This is a genomic window from Aminobacterium thunnarium (genome assembly GCF_055390565.1).
In genome coordinates, this window is the sequence record NZ_AP042412.1 from 2,016,877 (window position 1) to 2,033,503 (window position 16,627).

At 39.2% G+C, this 16,627-nt stretch carries 12 protein-coding genes; 6 read left to right on the forward strand and 6 right to left on the reverse strand.

What is annotated here, in order from left to right; translation table 11 throughout:
• Positions 1-33 precede the first annotated feature (33 nt).
• Positions 34-1,011, reverse strand: a complete 978-nt coding sequence (locus ACZ5GY_RS09920; protein WP_213695165.1) for a TAXI family TRAP transporter solute-binding subunit — start codon at positions 1,009-1,011, stop codon at positions 34-36.
• A gap of 249 nt (positions 1,012-1,260) precedes the next feature.
• Here ACZ5GY_RS09920 and ACZ5GY_RS09925 point away from each other — a divergent pair, with 249 nt between their 5' ends.
• Positions 1,261-2,160 carry a MurR/RpiR family transcriptional regulator gene (locus tag ACZ5GY_RS09925; protein WP_213691409.1) on the forward strand — a complete coding sequence of 300 codons (900 nt, stop codon included), beginning with the start codon at positions 1,261-1,263 and terminating at the stop codon, positions 2,158-2,160.
• 72 nt (positions 2,161-2,232) lie between these two features.
• On the opposite strand, the gene ACZ5GY_RS09930 is transcribed toward ACZ5GY_RS09925, so the two are convergent.
• The 4 genes from ACZ5GY_RS09930 to ACZ5GY_RS09945 form a co-directional block, all read right to left on the reverse strand.
• Positions 2,233-4,347, reverse strand: a complete 2,115-nt coding sequence (locus tag ACZ5GY_RS09930) for a methyl-accepting chemotaxis protein (RefSeq protein ID WP_213691410.1) — start codon at positions 4,345-4,347, stop codon at positions 2,233-2,235.
• A gap of 127 nt (positions 4,348-4,474) precedes the next feature.
• Positions 4,475-5,161 (reverse strand): HTH domain-containing protein, encoded by a 687-nt coding sequence (locus ACZ5GY_RS09935; protein ID WP_213691411.1) that lies wholly within the window; start codon positions 5,159-5,161, stop codon positions 4,475-4,477.
• A 7-nt stretch (positions 5,162-5,168) separates the two neighbouring features.
• On the reverse strand, positions 5,169-8,294 hold the full coding sequence (locus tag ACZ5GY_RS09940; protein WP_464111831.1) for an ATP-binding protein: 3,126 nt from the start codon (positions 8,292-8,294) through the stop codon (positions 5,169-5,171).
• Complete coding sequence (locus ACZ5GY_RS09945; protein WP_213691413.1) at positions 8,282-9,595, reverse strand: metallophosphoesterase family protein; 1,314 nt, start codon at positions 9,593-9,595, stop codon at positions 8,282-8,284. The genes ACZ5GY_RS09940 and ACZ5GY_RS09945 overlap by 13 nt, the downstream gene beginning before the upstream one ends.
• 47 nt (positions 9,596-9,642) lie before the next feature.
• Between ACZ5GY_RS09945 and ACZ5GY_RS09950 the strand changes: the two genes are divergently transcribed.
• Entirely contained in the window at positions 9,643-10,869 is a 1,227-nt protein-coding gene (locus tag ACZ5GY_RS09950) for an SLC13 family permease (protein WP_464111832.1), read from the forward strand.
• The gene (locus tag ACZ5GY_RS09955) at positions 10,863-11,843 is read left to right on the forward strand and encodes a cobalamin-dependent protein (protein WP_213691415.1); all 981 of its coding nucleotides are present in this window, start codon (positions 10,863-10,865) and stop codon (positions 11,841-11,843) included. Before ACZ5GY_RS09950 ends, ACZ5GY_RS09955 begins: the two co-directional genes overlap by 7 nt.
• On the opposite strand, the gene ACZ5GY_RS09960 is transcribed toward ACZ5GY_RS09955, so the two are convergent.
• Complete coding sequence (locus tag ACZ5GY_RS09960; RefSeq protein ID WP_213691416.1) at positions 11,781-12,965, reverse strand: MFS transporter; 1,185 nt, start codon at positions 12,963-12,965, stop codon at positions 11,781-11,783. The two genes, ACZ5GY_RS09955 and ACZ5GY_RS09960, sit on opposite strands and share 63 nt — an antisense overlap.
• Positions 12,966-13,082: 117 nt before the next feature.
• On the opposite strand from ACZ5GY_RS09960, the gene ACZ5GY_RS09965 reads away from it, so the two are divergent.
• The 3 genes from ACZ5GY_RS09965 (at position 13,083) to ACZ5GY_RS09975 (ending at position 16,568) form a co-directional block, all read left to right on the forward strand.
• The gene (locus ACZ5GY_RS09965) at positions 13,083-13,598 is read left to right on the forward strand and encodes a transcription repressor NadR (RefSeq protein WP_213691417.1); all 516 of its coding nucleotides are present in this window, start codon (positions 13,083-13,085) and stop codon (positions 13,596-13,598) included.
• Between the two features lie 57 nt (positions 13,599-13,655).
• Positions 13,656-14,669 (forward strand): PTS sugar transporter subunit IIC, encoded by a 1,014-nt coding sequence (locus ACZ5GY_RS09970; RefSeq protein WP_213695169.1) that lies wholly within the window; start codon positions 13,656-13,658, stop codon positions 14,667-14,669.
• A 261-nt stretch (positions 14,670-14,930) separates the two neighbouring features.
• On the forward strand, positions 14,931-16,568 hold the full coding sequence (locus ACZ5GY_RS09975) for a sensor domain-containing diguanylate cyclase (protein WP_307879723.1): 1,638 nt from the start codon (positions 14,931-14,933) through the stop codon (positions 16,566-16,568).
• Positions 16,569-16,627 lie beyond the last annotated feature (59 nt).

The following is a 16,627-nucleotide window of genomic DNA, read 5'->3' on the forward strand; positions in this document are numbered from 1 at the left end:
GCATACCCCTCTTCAGAAGTCGTTATCGAAACCTTATTCGATAACCCAACCGCTTACATCTACACCTTTTTCTTTGTAGTATCTTGCGGCACCTGCATGAAGAGGAATAGACATAGCGCTCAGAGCCGTCTCAAATCTGATCATTTTTCCCTGAGCATGAGAATCGGCAAGAACGTCAAGATGTTCGAAAAGAGCCTTTGTTATTTGATAGACGGATTCTTCGCTCAAATCTTTACGAGCAATAAGCAAAGCCGGGCTTGCTACCGCAGAAACATCTTCGTTAACACCACGATAGGTTCCACCAGGAATGGTAACCATTGTCAAATAAGAGCGATCTTTCAAAAAATCTTTCATGATATTGGAATCTAGAGAAAGAAGGTTAACGTCAAGGGTAGTAGAAGCATCGACAACTGCAGATGTAGGAATACCCGACCCTATAATGGCACAGTCAATAAGACGATCTTTCAAAGCTGTAACAGCTTCACCAAAATTCAGGAATTGAGGGGAAATTTTATCATAGCCTAGGCCGTGAGCTTCAAGAACCATCTTGGCAGTTCTTTCGGTTCCGCTTCCAGGAGCACCTACGGCCACCTTTTTACCAGCCAAATCCTTAATGCTCTTTAAATTGGAATCTTTTAAAACGACAAATTGGAAAATTTCAGGATAGAGACATGTAATGCCACGAATATTTTCCACAGGTTCTTTTTCAAAGGGAGGCTGTCCGCTAAAGGCACCGTAACTCGTGTTAGAAGCACCCATCATCATTTCGACGTTGCCCTCACGAATCATTTTCAGATTCGCAACAGAAGCGCCCGTTGATTCTGCCGTAACTTCAATATTCGGTACATATTTGGTTATGATAGAAGCAATAGCTGAACCTATAGGGTAATACGTTCCGGCCGTTCCCCCGGTAGCAAGCGAATAACGCTCTACGGCCATGGCTGAAAATGACATTCCCAAAACCAAAACCATCGTGAGAAAAACAACAAAACCTTTTCCGTACTTACGCATCCTTTTTCCCCCTTAAAATAATGATATATTTATTAAATACAAAGTTGATCTTTGCCACAAAAGGGATTTGAGATATAAATAACAAACAGATTTATCAATCTTTTGATATATAAAAGTATCAACATGATATAAAATGATATTTCTAGATTCATATTACGGACACTATAATTTTATTGGCACCGAAAGTCAACATAATCGGCAGGTTATTTGTTCAAGTATACATTATCCATCAATGAAGGGAGGCATATTATGCATAATCGGAAAAACAAAAATTTAATCGATAGAAATGAGAATGGGAAAGATATTTTTGAGCATATACGGGCCATTCGTCAAAACTTGCCCTCTCAGCAGAAAAATGTCTGCGATTATATTCTTGCCCACTATCAACAAACAGCATTCATGAAAGCTGAGGAAGTAGCAGCAGCTACACAAACGAGTACAGCTACTGTTATTCGAACAGCAGGAAGCCTTGGATTCAAAAGTTACACAGCACTCAAAGAAGAACTGCAGCACGTGCTTGTTTCATCTACAACACCCCCTCCTCTTGATCGTTTGAGAGAGAATATTACAGGAGATTCAAGTTTGAACGTTCTGGAACAAGTAATAAAAGATAATATACAAAGCTTGCAATCTCTTTATAGCCAACATTTAGCAGAAAGCTTTCCTCAAGCGATTCGTACGATAAAAAAAGCTTCGAGAATCTATATTCTCGGACTCCGTTCAACTCGAGGATTAGCTGTTTATCTTCATGCACTGCTACACCAACTCTTTAAAAATATCTATCTTGGGGATGCATCAGGATCGGATAATCTCTTTGATGAACTTTATGATATGGATGAAAACGATGTGCTTATCGCTCTGATGGCGGGAAGTCCGCACTATACGAAGAGGACTATTAATGCTGTGAAGTATGCTCATGAGCATTCAATTCCTGTTGTACTCATTACTAACAACCTTTCAAATGTTGCGGCTCCTCTTGCTTCAGTGGTGCTTCTTGCTCCACAAAATACGAACCATTATTCAACAGTAACACTTTTAACAATTATTGATGCCCTAGTTTTTCAACTTGGACGTGTTAAAGCCGAAGACGCAAGGCCCAAACTTGAAGAGCTCGGTGAGCTCTTGTTAAAAAATGATATTTCAGTTTAAAAAAGCTACGATGGGATTTATCATAAACATGTCCCATCGTAGCTTCAGAGAAAAAGTTTCAGTCAAGACTGTCTATAAGGTAGCTAAAGACTTTTCTTCCTCTTCTAATTTAAAACGAGCAACGGCATCTTCCATTGCACGGCTGAGAGTAACCATCTCTTCTGCCGACTGAGCAATAGACTCTGTTACTTTGGCCTGATCCTCAGTTGCCTGAGTAATCTGCTTCATTTGATCAGATATTTCCTGTCCCGTACGTGCAACGCTATCCATTCCAGCTGTCATCTCCTCTGCACTTGCGGATTGTTCTTCCATCGTAGCTGCAATGCTCTGGACATGATCCGAAACCTGGGCAACCTGAACAACAACATGATCAATAATATCTTTAGTCTCTTTTGCCTCTTGCACCAATTGAACCATGTATTTTTCTGCACCTTCCTGGTCAGTCAGCGCTTTTCGACTTCTTTCGCTAATTTCAATAATAACGTGATTTACTTCTTCCGCAGATTTCGCCGATTCCTCGGCAAGTTTACGAACTTCCTCTGCTACAACAGCAAAACCTCTGCCCGCATCGCCAGCTCTTGCAGCCTCAATGGCAGCATTTAATGCGAGTAAATTCGTCTGATCTGCAATAGCGGTAATAGTACTGACAAAACTTGATATTTTCTCGACAGTATCGGCAAGAAGACGAATAGCCTGACCGACATTACCCCCAGCAGTCGATGTTTCGTCGATCAGAGTGCTCATTTTTCGTACCGCATCTCCGCCTCGTTCAGCTGCATTAGCAATATTTACTGCGCTTTCTCCAGCTTCAGATGCAGCTTTTGCTCCTGTCTGGGCAGCGGCAGCAACTTCTTGAATGCCTGCATTAGCCTGCTGTGTGGCAGCAGCAGAATCTTGTGTTTTCATTTCTGACTGTTTAACCAACTCAGAAACCTGCTCTACAGCCGCAGCAGACTCCTCTGAGGCAGCGCTCATATCTTCAGCCTTGTTCAAAACTGTTTTCGAGCTTCTCACAATTGCAGAAACTATGCCAGATATGCCTACGACCATAGCGTTGAGCGCGTCTACTATTGCCCTTATTTCTACTATTTTCGAGTCTGTCTCTAGTCGAACAGAAAGATCGCTATTCTCTGTAATATATAGAGCCTTTTTGGCCACATCCTGCAGAGGCTTTGTCATTTTTCTGATAACCCATGACGTTATGATAATCGCCACGAATAAAACAACAACCGCAATAAGAAGGGTAGCCTTCTTTAAAGCAGCTACTGGAGCAAGGGCTTCTGATGCCGAAGCCTGAGTACCTAAAACCATTCCATTGGGAAGGGTTGCGTAAGAAACAGCAATAATATCTCCACGCAACTTTGATTTGAAACGCCCCTGGGGCTCTCGTTTTATTTGATCCCAATATTGGGCGTAGTAACCATTCTCTATCTCATCCAGCCCTTTGCCCATAAAGGCCTCGACAGGATGGTAAAGGAAATTTCCTTCTTCATTCAAAAGCCACACATATCCCGTATCATAAATTTTTTCTTCCCGTAGCTTGTCAGGAATAAATTGCGCGTCAAAATCCATCCCCACTACGGCAAAGACTTTGCCATCTTTCAATACTGGCATAGAAAGAGTCATAACATACATGCCATTTGCCTCTTGTGGGTCTCCCCATACTGGTTTTTTACTATCCAAAGCTCCCCAAAACCACTCTGTCTCAGGGTTATTGCGATTAAGCAAATTTGTAATACTTTCACTATCCTCAATAGATTTAAAAGAAGATTTTGCATCTTTACGAGATAGTGTTAAATCACATATCATTTGCGTCTTTAAAACTTCGGGGTTTAAGGTAATAAAGACTTGTCTCACATGAGGAAAATCCTCTGCTAAAAGTTGAAGAATTAAAGAAATATCCGATGTAAATGCAGACCATTGCGATGGAATTGAAGCCATATCGCTTTTATCGAAGTACGCAGCAACATTATTCTGGATATCTCGAACAGCTTGTGTAAATTCCATAAAAACACCATTGAGATTTTCTGCATTTTCCTTTGCTACTGCTGATTCGTAATAAATCGACATGTTCGTTAAACCGCGACTACTGATTCTTACAGAACCAACTGCGATTATCCCCACACTTATTATTAAAAAGCCTACGACAAGAGCAACGATGCGTGTTCCCAACCTGTTGAATCCCACTTCTTTCCCCTCCAAAAATACAATATACATTGTCCACCATAAAGACGAACTTAAAGGCATATTTAATCAAAGAAAGTGTGGGAAAACAATTTTAGTTCTTTTTGTTTTATTTTAGTTCTTTTTGTCATCAATGCAGTAAAGAATATAAACGGAGGGGGCGCCCTTTCGGCGTGTATTGATTGAAACTCATTACTTCACCAATTTGGCATAAATACGATAAATATTTCCAAACAGTTGACCGGGCTAATTTCGTTTTTTTAGCGATATCTGACGCAGATAAGGGAACGTTGGTTTGCCGTAAAACGTCTCGTATACGAGAAAGAGTCTCATTATGAAGTCCTTTGGGTAGACCTTGAGATGTAAAGTGAGATGACATTCGAATTCGTTTTAAAAGATCAATATTTTTTTGATTCCATTTTGGGGAAGTATTGACAAGAAAAGAATGGTAACAACGATATCTGTATAAACTTTCTCGGTACCGTTCATATGTAAAAGGTTTGGCAATATAATCGAAAGCTCCCATACGAAATGCACTAACAATGGAGTCTCCCCCAAGTTCATGGGAAACAACTATAACATCAACCTTAGGCCTGAGATCCTGAAAAAGAACAGCTAACTGCTCAAAGCTCTCTTCAGAACTAAAAGGATCTATAATAGCGAGGTTCACAGAATATCGGTTTAATATCTGCTCAAAACGAGAGATCGTATCCCCATGACCAACTATTTCAATTCCTTCGACAGAACCCACAACGTTGTATGTTATAGAAAGAGCCTTCGGATCTGGATCATAAAGAGCAATCCATACTGGAGTCATTTTTACATCATACTACATCCTCTAAATGAGAAAAACTACCGTTATTCATTGTAAAAACACTGACATTATTTTCTAAATTTTCCTTAGCTTGATAAAAAATGTTTACTAAATCTCTTCGACATGAGAAAAGGAGCACTTGTTGGTGTAATGCAATTTCCATAAGTGCTTTTAGAGCACCTATCTGTCTTTTCTCATCAAAACGAACAAGAACGTCATCAAGAACAAGAGGAAGAGGTTCCATCCTTTTCCCATAAAGAGTCGCCAAAGCAAGCCGAATAGAGAGATAGACTTGATCGGCAAGACCACTGCTCCAAATATCTTCTTTTTTGCGAAGCAATCCGTTTTTTTCTTCTAGTTCCACTGAAAAGCCCCCCTGCTCCGAAGCTGTAGAAAGAAGCGTATATCTATCATCCGTCATAAGTTGCAAGTATTTTCCTGCCTTTTTAAAAACTTCCGGTTGTCTTTCTTTTTCATGTTTTTGCCGGGTTTGTTCCAGAACATAGCGACATATAACAACGGATAGCCATTCTTTCAAAGTACGTCGAAGTTCTTCTGTTAACGCTTCTCTTTCTAAGAATAGCCCACCAAGTTCTTTATTTTTTTCGAGTTCTTCGAGCCTATTTTTCAAATGACCTTGTTTTTGGTTTAGTTCTTCTAATTTATCTGCAAGGAATCCTTTTTTCTCCTCTTTCTCCTGTTTATAGAGATGAGCTTCTGCCGGAGATCTTTTTTCAAGTTGACTTAAAACCTGCTCTAGATGTTCTTTTCCACCAGATATAGCAAGAAGAGACATTTTATTATTTTCAATTGCCTCTTTTAATTTCTTGGCTTCTTGCCATTTTTCAGCCATATTTGTAAATTCATTCTCATTTCTGACACCTGTTTCTTCGAAAAGCTTTAACTTACTTTCTTGAATTTGACTCAAAAAAAGAACGTTTCTCTTGTGAGACTCTATTAACTGCTCTTTTTCTATTTTTATAGCCGTTAGTTTCTCTTTTTGTAGCTCAGTCTCATCAAGCAAAGAAGTAAGAGTGTCGATACAAGAGACAAGAGAGCTATTTTCAAAAACGGAAGACAACGGCAAAACTTCTAATATAGTTTGAAGTTGTCTTCTTTTTTTCTCAATATATTCCTGTGAGGAAGAGTAATCTTTTTTCATCTCCTTAATTTTTTCAAGATTCTGGCGAAGCTGTTTTATATGACTTTCAAATTCACTCCAATGCTCAATTTTCAACTGTTTAGGAGAACCTGTTTCTTCAAGAAAAGAAGTCCATTCTTGTCTGAGATTGTGTAAAAGGTCTGCTGTTTCATCAAGTTCTCTCTGACAATGATTCATTTTCTTTTCGCAAGATGCTACCTCCTCTGCAAAAGCATCTCGCAGCTGTAGGGATTGCAAATATGCTTGTACATTCTCAAAACAACTATCGATATATTCTTCTACTTCTTCAAAGCATACAGATTCTTGTGGAGAAGAAAGGAAGTTCATCTCTTGCAGCCTTCTAAGAAACTCCTTTTCTTGCTCCTTATCTCTTTTTTGTAAAGAAGAAGAAAAATCTTCTTTAATTATGATTTCCCGTTTTGCGCGAATGTACGGTATCAAAAGAGTAAAAGCTGCAACAAAAAGCGTACTCCCAACTATAAAAGATGGGGACCACGTACCAAAAAAGCCTAAGACTAACATTACAAATCCCAAAAGAATCATCAAAAAACTCAAATTTTTATATTTCATTTTTGACAATAAAATATCTATATTCTTTGCTTCTGCTTCCATTTGAGCTTGAAGTTGATCTCGCTCTTTTACAATTTGTCGCAAAATTGACCTGCTCTTTTTTATTTCTTCAACAGACATGGGGGGCAATTGTTCCTTCCTTTTTTCTACCTGGTTTTCATGCGATAAATAAAGACTCTTTTTCCCCTCTAATTCTTTTTGTGCCTGTTCTAGTGCCTCTTTTCTCGTTAAGTATTGAAGCTCAAGTTTGTCGTTTTTTTCTTTTATGTCGCTTCCTTTTTTCGATATACTAAAGGAAACATCTAAAGACTCCAGATCGTTTACTGTCCAATCTTTACACAGTTCTTTTATTTTTTTTACAAGATGTAGCTCATCATCTTCAATTTCATCCCCTTTTCTTTTAATACACTCCTCTTCTCGAACTATTCTGTTTCTGTCTTGTGAAATAGAACGAATACTCTCTTTGCACTGAAGAACTTTTTCAATGGAAGGGAGGTCAAACTCTTTCAATCTCTCTTCAAGTTTGCATGTTTTCGTCTCAAGTTCTTCCAATTCTTCTTTTCTTTTTATTTCTTCATTCTGCATCTCAAGAAAACGTTGGCAACCATCATCAGGAAAAGAAATAGCAAACTGTATCTTCTTCAATTTTTTTTGGGCTTCAAGCATCTCTACCCACGGGGTGCGTGCTTTCTCTGCCCATTCAACAAGAGATACATCATGATAAATAGATGAGAGTTCTTTGCGTATTTTTTCTATGCCAAGACTATTTGCTTCTATCTCTTTCTTTTTTTGAAGATACTCATCTTTATACTGTTGAAGACTTTCTATACGCTTATTCGCTCCCCTTATTTTCTCTAAAAGAATATTTACTTCCGTCGAAGACCGCCCACGACCTTGCTCTTTATAAAGTTTTTTCTCTCTTTCTAAAAGTGAAGAAATGAATGCGGGGAGAGAGGCCGTTCCCAAACCAGCTCCGGCAGAAAAGAAACGACTCTGTATTGCTTGTTCGTTAAGTGGCTTGATTTTTTGCATATCTTCAAGCCCAATAGCAAAAATACGCTCATACGCTTCTTGATCTATATATCCTAAAATGTCTTCAATTGTCCTTTTTCTGTTTTTTTCTGAAAAACTAATTTTTTTCCCGTTCATGCTCAAACACAAAGACTCTCCATTGAAAGCTTCTATAGTTAACTGCCCTCGTTGATTTCCTCCATCTAGAGGAAGATATAAATTACGATTTGAACGCCCGTCAGGACACCCGAAAAGACAATAGCGAAAGAAATTCATAAGGGTTGTTTTGCCACTTTCATTCTCTCCAAGAATGAGGGATAACCCTGGAGGGAAACGACCCGTTACATTTTTTAACTGACCAAAACCTTCAATATTGAATTCTACAAATCGCATAAGAGGTTATCCTCCCCTTGAAGCAACCCATCTAATCCTTGTACCATTGCTTTTTCAACAATTTCTCTTATTTCTTCTGCGCTAAGTTCTTCTAAAAAAGAATCAAGTTCTCTGCCTCTCCACCGTGTGGTTCCAAGTGCTTCATCTATAACGGAGAAAAAGTTTTCTCTGCCGCAACATTCTGACTTGAAAGTATCCATTTCACGAATAAAATCACCAATAAATGATTCTGTCTTCCGCATATTTTCTATTGGATAGAGTGGATGCACTCTATTCTGAATGCGTTCAAACCAAACAAAATCAGAAAGCGTTTCTTCTGTTTTATTAAGTTCTTCAGCCATTTCTTCCAAATACCCTTCGCGTGATAAACGGCGGGAAAGAGATGTATTCCCTGTAAGAGTAACTCGAAGCATAATGCCTCTTTTCTCAGCTATTGTCCGATGTTTTTCTCGAAGTGCATGGAGGGCTTCAAAAATATCTTGATCTGATTCTAAATGAGAGGTATCTATTTCTTCTTCTTCCCAACGAATCTGATCCGTGGGACAAAAAATAGATTGAATTGCCCTTCCTGCACTGACTTTTACAAGATAGCATCCATGAGCCCCTGTCTCACGAATACTTCTTCCCTGAATCGTTCCTGGATAAACAACAACAGGATCTTGCCGAGATATTACAAGAGGTCTATGGATATGCCCTAAAGCCCAATAATCTATTGAAGATTGTCGGAGGTCATCGAGAACACAAGGAGCATAATTCGCGTAATCTTGTATTCCGCCTGCATTGCAGTGAAGAAGAGCTATATTAAAACCTTCTGCACCCTGAATAGATTCCGCCATTTTACGAGCAATATTCTTATTCTCTTCACTCTCTGGATAGCTATATCCAATAATATTGCCAATGTTCAAACCATCTTTTGTCTGCAATGGAAAAACTTCTACCTCATTCTTAAAACGAAAGACCTTATCAGGAAGGGCTAGTTTTGCCTGGTCTCCATTGAGAGGATCATGGTTTCCATGAACTATATAGGCAGAAATTCCGGCATAACTTAAGCGAACAAGTTGCTCTCTGAGAGCAATCTGAGCACTAAGACTTCGATCTGCGCTATCATAAAGGTCCCCTGCAAGAAGTACAAAATCTACTTTTTCCTGAAGTGCTAAATCTATAATCCTTTCAAAAGAACGAAATACAGCTTTACTCAATTTTTGAGCAATAACTGGCGAATATGAGCGAATTCCTCGAAAAGGACTATCTAGATGTAAATCAGCACAATGAAGAAAAGTAAAATCTTGTTGGAGTCCCATTTTATTGCCTCCTATCTTCTGCTAGACTCTTCTACATGACAACTCTAATGGTTGAAAATGGACTTGTATATGTTATTTTCATTCTCGTATATCTTGGCATGATCATCGGTCGCTTTCCCAAGTTAGCTCTCGACCGAGCAGGTATAGTTTTACTCGGAACTATTTTTCTGCTTATTGCTGGTCCTTTTTCCAAAGAATCACTTTTATGTAATATAGATATCTCTACTATTATGCTTTTATTCGGATTTATGATTATCTCTGCTCAACTTCGTCTCGGAGGTTTTTACACTCTTATAACCCGGAAAATAGCCGCTTTCAATGGCTCTCCTCAAAAATTTCTGGCTATTCTCATTATTGTATCAGGGTCGCTTTCTGCTCTTCTGTCAAACGATATTGTATGCCTTGCAATTACGCCTGTTTTAGGAGAAATTTGTATAAGGAAAGAATTGAACCCTCTTCCATTTTTTCTTGCGCTAGCCTGCTCTGCAAATATAGGATCTGCTTTAACTCTTATCGGCAATCCTCAAAATATGCTTATAGGACAAGGACTTAATCTTCCTTTTGCTCATTATATGTTTTTTGTCCTTCTACCTGTGGGACTTTCTCTTCTTACTCTTTGGGGGCTTGTATGCCTACTATATAGAAAAAAGTGGGATAAACACCTTTCTTTGCCTCAAAATGTTGAACTTCCTTTTCATGCTTGGCAAACTGTAAAAGGAATTACGATACTTAGCGGGGTTATGCTCCTGTTCCTCTTTTCCCCTCTCCCCCGAGACTACATTGCTTTAGGAGCTGCCGCCATTCTTCTTACAAGCAGAACAATGGCTTCTCACAAAGCGCTTAATCTAGTTGATTGGCAGCTAATCATTCTTTTCATTGGACTGTTCATTATCAATGGAGCCTTCGCCAAAGTCGGAGGACTTGACGCTATAGAAAGAGGTCTCCACTATGTTGGAATTTCTTTACACCATCCGAGCTGGCTATTCTGGTGTACAGCTACTCTCTCGAATATGGTTTCAAATGTTCCTGCAACAATGCTCCTTCTTCCCCTCGCAAAGACTCATATGGCTGGACCAATCTTAGCCCTCAGCAGTACATTTGCAGGAAATCTACTCGTCGTTGGAAGTATTGCTAATATTATTGTTATAAATGGAGCCAGAGAGATGGGACTTTCCATATCATGGAAAGACCACGCACGACTCGGCATTCCCGTTACACTGGCAACTCTTTTTATCGCCTGGGGATGGATTCTTGTAGGAGGAAAAGTATGGTAACAATTTGTTTCGGAACAGTTGCACCCTCTTTAGAAAATGTCGGAGGGGAAATAATTACAAGATGCCTCCGAAAAAAAGGGTATACAGTTATAGATCTTGGAGAAAATGTTACTGCTCAAAAAATTGACAAAGTTATCTCTAAAACTAATCCAGATCTTATAGCGTTATCGTGTTCTGATACAAGCTGTTTCGAAAACATGGAAAAGATTATTGTCATAGCAGATAAAAATAACATCCCTGTTCTCATCGGAGGAGCCGCCGCTTCTCTTCACCATATCGCACTTTTACGCACGGCTTTACATACTCCGTTTGTCTATTATAGCCGCAATGCTAGCGATGTTCTTTCAGTGATTGAAAAAGCATTAAAACATGAGAAACCCGATTCGCCCAAATCCGGTACGGGAAGAGTTTTTGAGCTTTCTGGCAAAGAAAAAAATATATCTGACGCTTTGGGATTTTCAATTTTGGAAGGAAATATAGAAGATATCGTTATTCGAGAAGGAACCCGCCAATGGTGTGGAAATTGTCCGGGCAACCTTAATCATACGTGTCCCTTAAGCAGTGGATATACCATTCAAAAGTCACTTGAGGAAAGTAAAACTTTCATCCGACACTTTCGAAAAGTCTTTCTTATTTGTCTGCCTGTCCTCTCAAAAGAAGAACGAGAAATACAACGAGAAAGGCGAAAAGAAATATGGCTTGGTATGAAAAATTTTGAGCTGCTATTCTCCAAACGTTATTCTGATATCCTCCTCTTTAAGCTCCCTATACAATGTCCACTTTGCGAACCTCAAGACTGCCTTATCCCAGAAAAAGAGTGTCGCCAACCAGACTATCAATTTCCCATGCATGAAGAATACAATATTGATATGATGGAAACAGCTCGTACAATTGCAGGAGACCGTTCTACTCTAGAAATGTACGCCCTTCTTCTCGCTGATTCTTTTCCAGACCAAAAAATAAACGAAGAATGAAGCCCCACACGCAAAAAGAGAAAATCCTCTGAAGGCCCATGAAATGCCAACTAATGCTGACGCATATCCAATATATATGGGTAAAAGCGTCCAACTAATATCCATCGAGAAATAAACCATCGAAGAAGCTCGCCCCCTAAATCGTTCTGGGATCATATCTCCAATTAGAGCCAGATGAGTAGGGTATCCATACCCTACTGCCGCCCCATACAAAAGACCAAATAGAGCAATTACAATATTACTATTTGCAAAAGATGCCCCGAAAAGGGCAAGTCCCATTCCTCCGAAGGAAGGTGCCGCAATCATCATACGTGAAAAATGGCGATAGACTCCCGTACAGAAAAGGCGAACGATAATAGCTCCTACAGATATAGCCATCATAAAAATAGAAGGATTAAGCCCTCTGCCTAAGGCAAGACTCGAAACATAGGCAATAGATGCATCTGTTAACCCTAAAAAAAGGCATGAAATTAAAAGGAATTTTACAGGTGTCTCTTTAAAAAGCATAAGATACGATGTTTTATTCTGTTGGCTGAAAGAAAGTTCATCTTGCACCGGTGGTAAAAAAAAGGCCATGCATATAGCAGCAAGAGCTGCTACGGGAGCCATAAGCAAATAGGGCAAATTCCACCCCCTACAAATGAAAAATTCAGAAAGGGGTATAACTGTAAAAGAAGTTAAAACTCCACCTATACTTGTAATAGAAAAAGCTGTTCCTCGAATTTGCTCTGGGATAACAAGAGATTGATATGTTGTCGTCGCTACAACAAATACACTGAACCCTGCCCCCATAAAAAGCCGAATAAAATAAAGGACTGCAGGAGTATGCCTCGTTAAAGCAAGAGAAAGGGAGGAAAAGAAACAAATACTTCCAGCAGTAACCATTGTTTTTCGAATGCCAATACGTTCTATGAACCATCCCGCAGAAGGACGCGTTACAGTAGCAGCAAGATAAAAGGCACTGATAATCCAACCAACACACTGAGGCTGAAAACCTATATTACGCAAAAAAGGCGGCAGCATAAAAAAGATATGAGAATAAGAAAAAACAGAGAAATAAGTAAGAAGAATAAGAATTATTCTGCCTCGCCATGTGGAAAGTGCTGGTTCTCCTGTTGTCATCGCCTTTCACCTCCTTTTTAGACACCATACGACCCGCCTCTGTCTTTGTAAAGTCTTTTTTGTGAAGAAATATGTTTATGGGCTATAATTAAAAAGATACGTAAGGAGGTATAAGACGTGAATGGGACCAAACGGAGAGAACAAATTTTCGAACTCTTAAAAGAACGAAATGATGCCATAAAAGGAAGTGAGCTTGCTGAAATTTTAGGAGTAAGCCGACAAGTCATCGTTCAGGATATAGCCCTCTTGCGAGCCGAAGGACACTCTATAGTAGCAACGCCTCAAGGATATATGATTATGACTCTGAAACGTCCATCTTTTATGAAATCTGTGATGTGTGCCCATACGGGAATCGAAGAGATGAGAGACGAATTATATATTATGGTCGATAATGGAGCTACAGTTGTTGATGTTACAGTTGAACATCCTGTATATGGAGAAATTGCAGGAAACCTCATGCTTAAAAATCGCATTGATGTTCAAAATTTTATTTCTAAAGTTATCCATACGAAGGCAGAACCCCTCTCTATCCTCACTGGAGGAGTCCACTTCCACACACTGGAAGTTTCTGATGAAGACTCTTTCCAACGTATTATTGCCAGTTTAAAAGGAAAAGGGTACTTGATGGATTAGAATAAACAGCTTATACTCCTTTACATGTGTCAAGACACCTGTAAAGGAGCTGTTGAAATGTCGATCCATAAAAATATTCGCACCTACGCTAGTTCAGTTTTGAACGGCATGGCTTTAGGATTATTCGCTTCTCTCATTATTGGACTTATTCTTAAACAACTGGGAGTTATTTTTTCCATTCAACTCTTACAAAATTTTGGACAGATTGCCCAATTATTGATGGCCCCTGCCATAGGAGCAGGAGTTGCCATAAGCGTAAAAGCTCCATCTTTGGGTATTTTCGCATCAACTATTGCGGCAACAATCGGGGCAGGGAGCATACATCTATCTGCTCAAGGAGCACTCCTTTCTATTGGAGAACCTATGGGAGCTCTTGTAGGAAGTTTAGTCGGAGCTGAAACAGCTAAGTTTTTCTCCGGCAAAACTAAGGTGGATATTGTTGCCATTCCAGCAGTAACAATTCTTGCAGGAGGTTTTGTTGGTCATATTGCCGGCCCCTGGATCGCGCAGGGAATGAACTTTCTTGGAGCACTAATCAATACAGCAACTCAGCTTCATCCTTTTCCAATGGGAATTTTAGTCTCTGTTTTTATGGGCATTATCCTTACGCTTCCCATAAGCAGCGCCGCCCTGGCCATTGCTCTTGGGCTTAACGGACTTGCTGCTGGAGCTGCAACAGTGGGATGTTGTTGCCAAATGATAGGTTTTGCCGTTCAAAGCTATAAAGATAATGGAGTCGGAGGACTTATTTCTCAAGGTATAGGAACCTCTATGTTACAAATACCCAACATTATTCGTAACCCCTGGATTTGGGTTCCTCCAATTCTATCTTCTGCAATCTTGGGCCCTCTTTCCACTACTCTTTTCTCTATGGAGAATAATAAAATCGGCGCAGGAATGGGAACAAGCGGATTGGTGGGACAATTCGGCACATTAGCTGTTATGGGGAAAGCCGGCTGGACAGGAATAATCTTTCTCCATTTTTTACTCCCAGCATGTATAAGTCTCTTTTTCTGCTATGCGCTCGAAAAAAGCAACAAAATTAAACCTGGAGATATGAAGTTGTTATAAAAACTTGCCAAAAGATAAAAGCTGTTGTTTCTTCTAAGAAACAACAGCTTTTAATAAATACATATTCTTTTATTTTCCGCCCTGAAAAGCATGTAACATTAAAATAACATTGAATATATAATGATTTCTATCCTTAAAAATTAAAAACGAATAAAACAAGTCTCCAGCCTCTTTTCACATCCTCCCATTTTCAGTAAAATTTTAAGAATTATTGTGTCTTTTAAAGATATTTTGACTTTTCCCTACCAGGAGTGTGATCTTTTGCCTAACACGAGCAATAACAGTATGCGTTGGGAAGTAGGCAAAAAATTTTTGCGCCGTTTTGTTTGGGTTATTCCCCTTTTATTAGTCATACTATGGCTAATAGGCCATCTCTATTCTTTAGAGATCTCCCAACAACAAGGTCTTTTAGAGAGCCTTGAACAGCAATTTAGTCTTTCAAGGCTTGAAGTTGTTCGTCAACGGATGAATACCGTCTATAGAGATCTTCTCTTTTTAGGACGGATATGCAATCATCAATACAATGATGGTGTTATGACATCTGCCGAGCAGGAAGAACTAAAAAAAATTTTCTTTTCTTTTATGAAAAATAATCCCCTCTACGATCAAATTCGCGTACTAAATGCGTCTGGACAGGAACTTGTTCGTCTCAACGCAGGCCCTGAGAATCCGATAGTCGTTCCTCAGTCGGAACTTCAGAATAAGGCCAATAGGTACTACTTCAAAGATACGATAAAACTCGAAAGCAATGAAGTTTATATGTCTCCCCTAGATTTAAATATAGAAAAAGGGGTATTAGAAATGCCTTATAAACCTATGCTTAGAATTGCTACCCCCATCTTTACTCAAGATCATCAAAAGGCAGGAATTTTTGTTTTAAACTATCTTGCTAACGATTTATTTTCCCTTCTCGAATCTTCATCTACTGTGGCGGATGTAATGCTCCTTAATAGTGATGGTTATTGGTTAAAAAACACAAACCATAACCTTGAATGGGGGTTCCAAATTCCAGAAAGAAAAGAAAATAACTTTTTTAAAATATACCCTGAAGAAGCAGCGATTATCTACGCCCAGGAACAAGGTCAAATTGAGTCGCCACGGGGTCTTTTTACATTTGTAACGATAGACCCTCTTCAGACTAAATTGTCAGCGCAAGGATCAACTTTTTATAGATGGAAACTGGTTTCGATGATTCCTTCTCTTATTCTTGAAGGGCGAAGGGCCTCTATTCGAAATCGTTTCAAGATTATGGCCGGGATAATTGTAGTTCTCTTCTCTCTCGGCGCAACTCTTTTTATTATGGAATATGAACGTCGCAAAAAAATTCTTGCTGACTTAAAAGATAAAACCCGTGAATTAGAGAAGGTCAATCTCACACTCAATGCAATGGTTAAAAAGACCGAATATGATGCCATGATAGACCCCCTTACTGAGTTATGGAATCGGCGGTATATGATTAAGCGTCTTGATGAAGAAGATACACGCATAGAACATACCCAAGGAAGTGCATGTATCGCCATTATAGACTTGGGAAATTTTAAAAAAATTAATGATACGTATGGTCACGCACGTGGTGACAAAGCGCTTGTAGAAATAGCATCTATTCTAAGAAAAGGGTTGCGGCAAACAGATTATGTTGCTCGTTCGGGAGGAGATGAATTTTTAATTTATTTTGCTGACCTTCCTCTTAAAAAAGCTGAAAAAATAATGGAGCGAGTCTATAAAAGAATTACGCAACGACATATTGCGGGGGCCGATTTCGCTATTTACCCCGATTATGGAGTTGCTCATTGTCCGTCTAATGCACCGACTCTCACAGAAACAGTTAAAGTTGCAGACAAAAGAATGTATGAATTTAAGGCTCATCGTAAGAAGAGCATGGCCGACACAGAAAGATAGTTGCGCATGCAACGAATATAATCTATACTATTTCTCTCAATTAACATGGGGGGAATGTG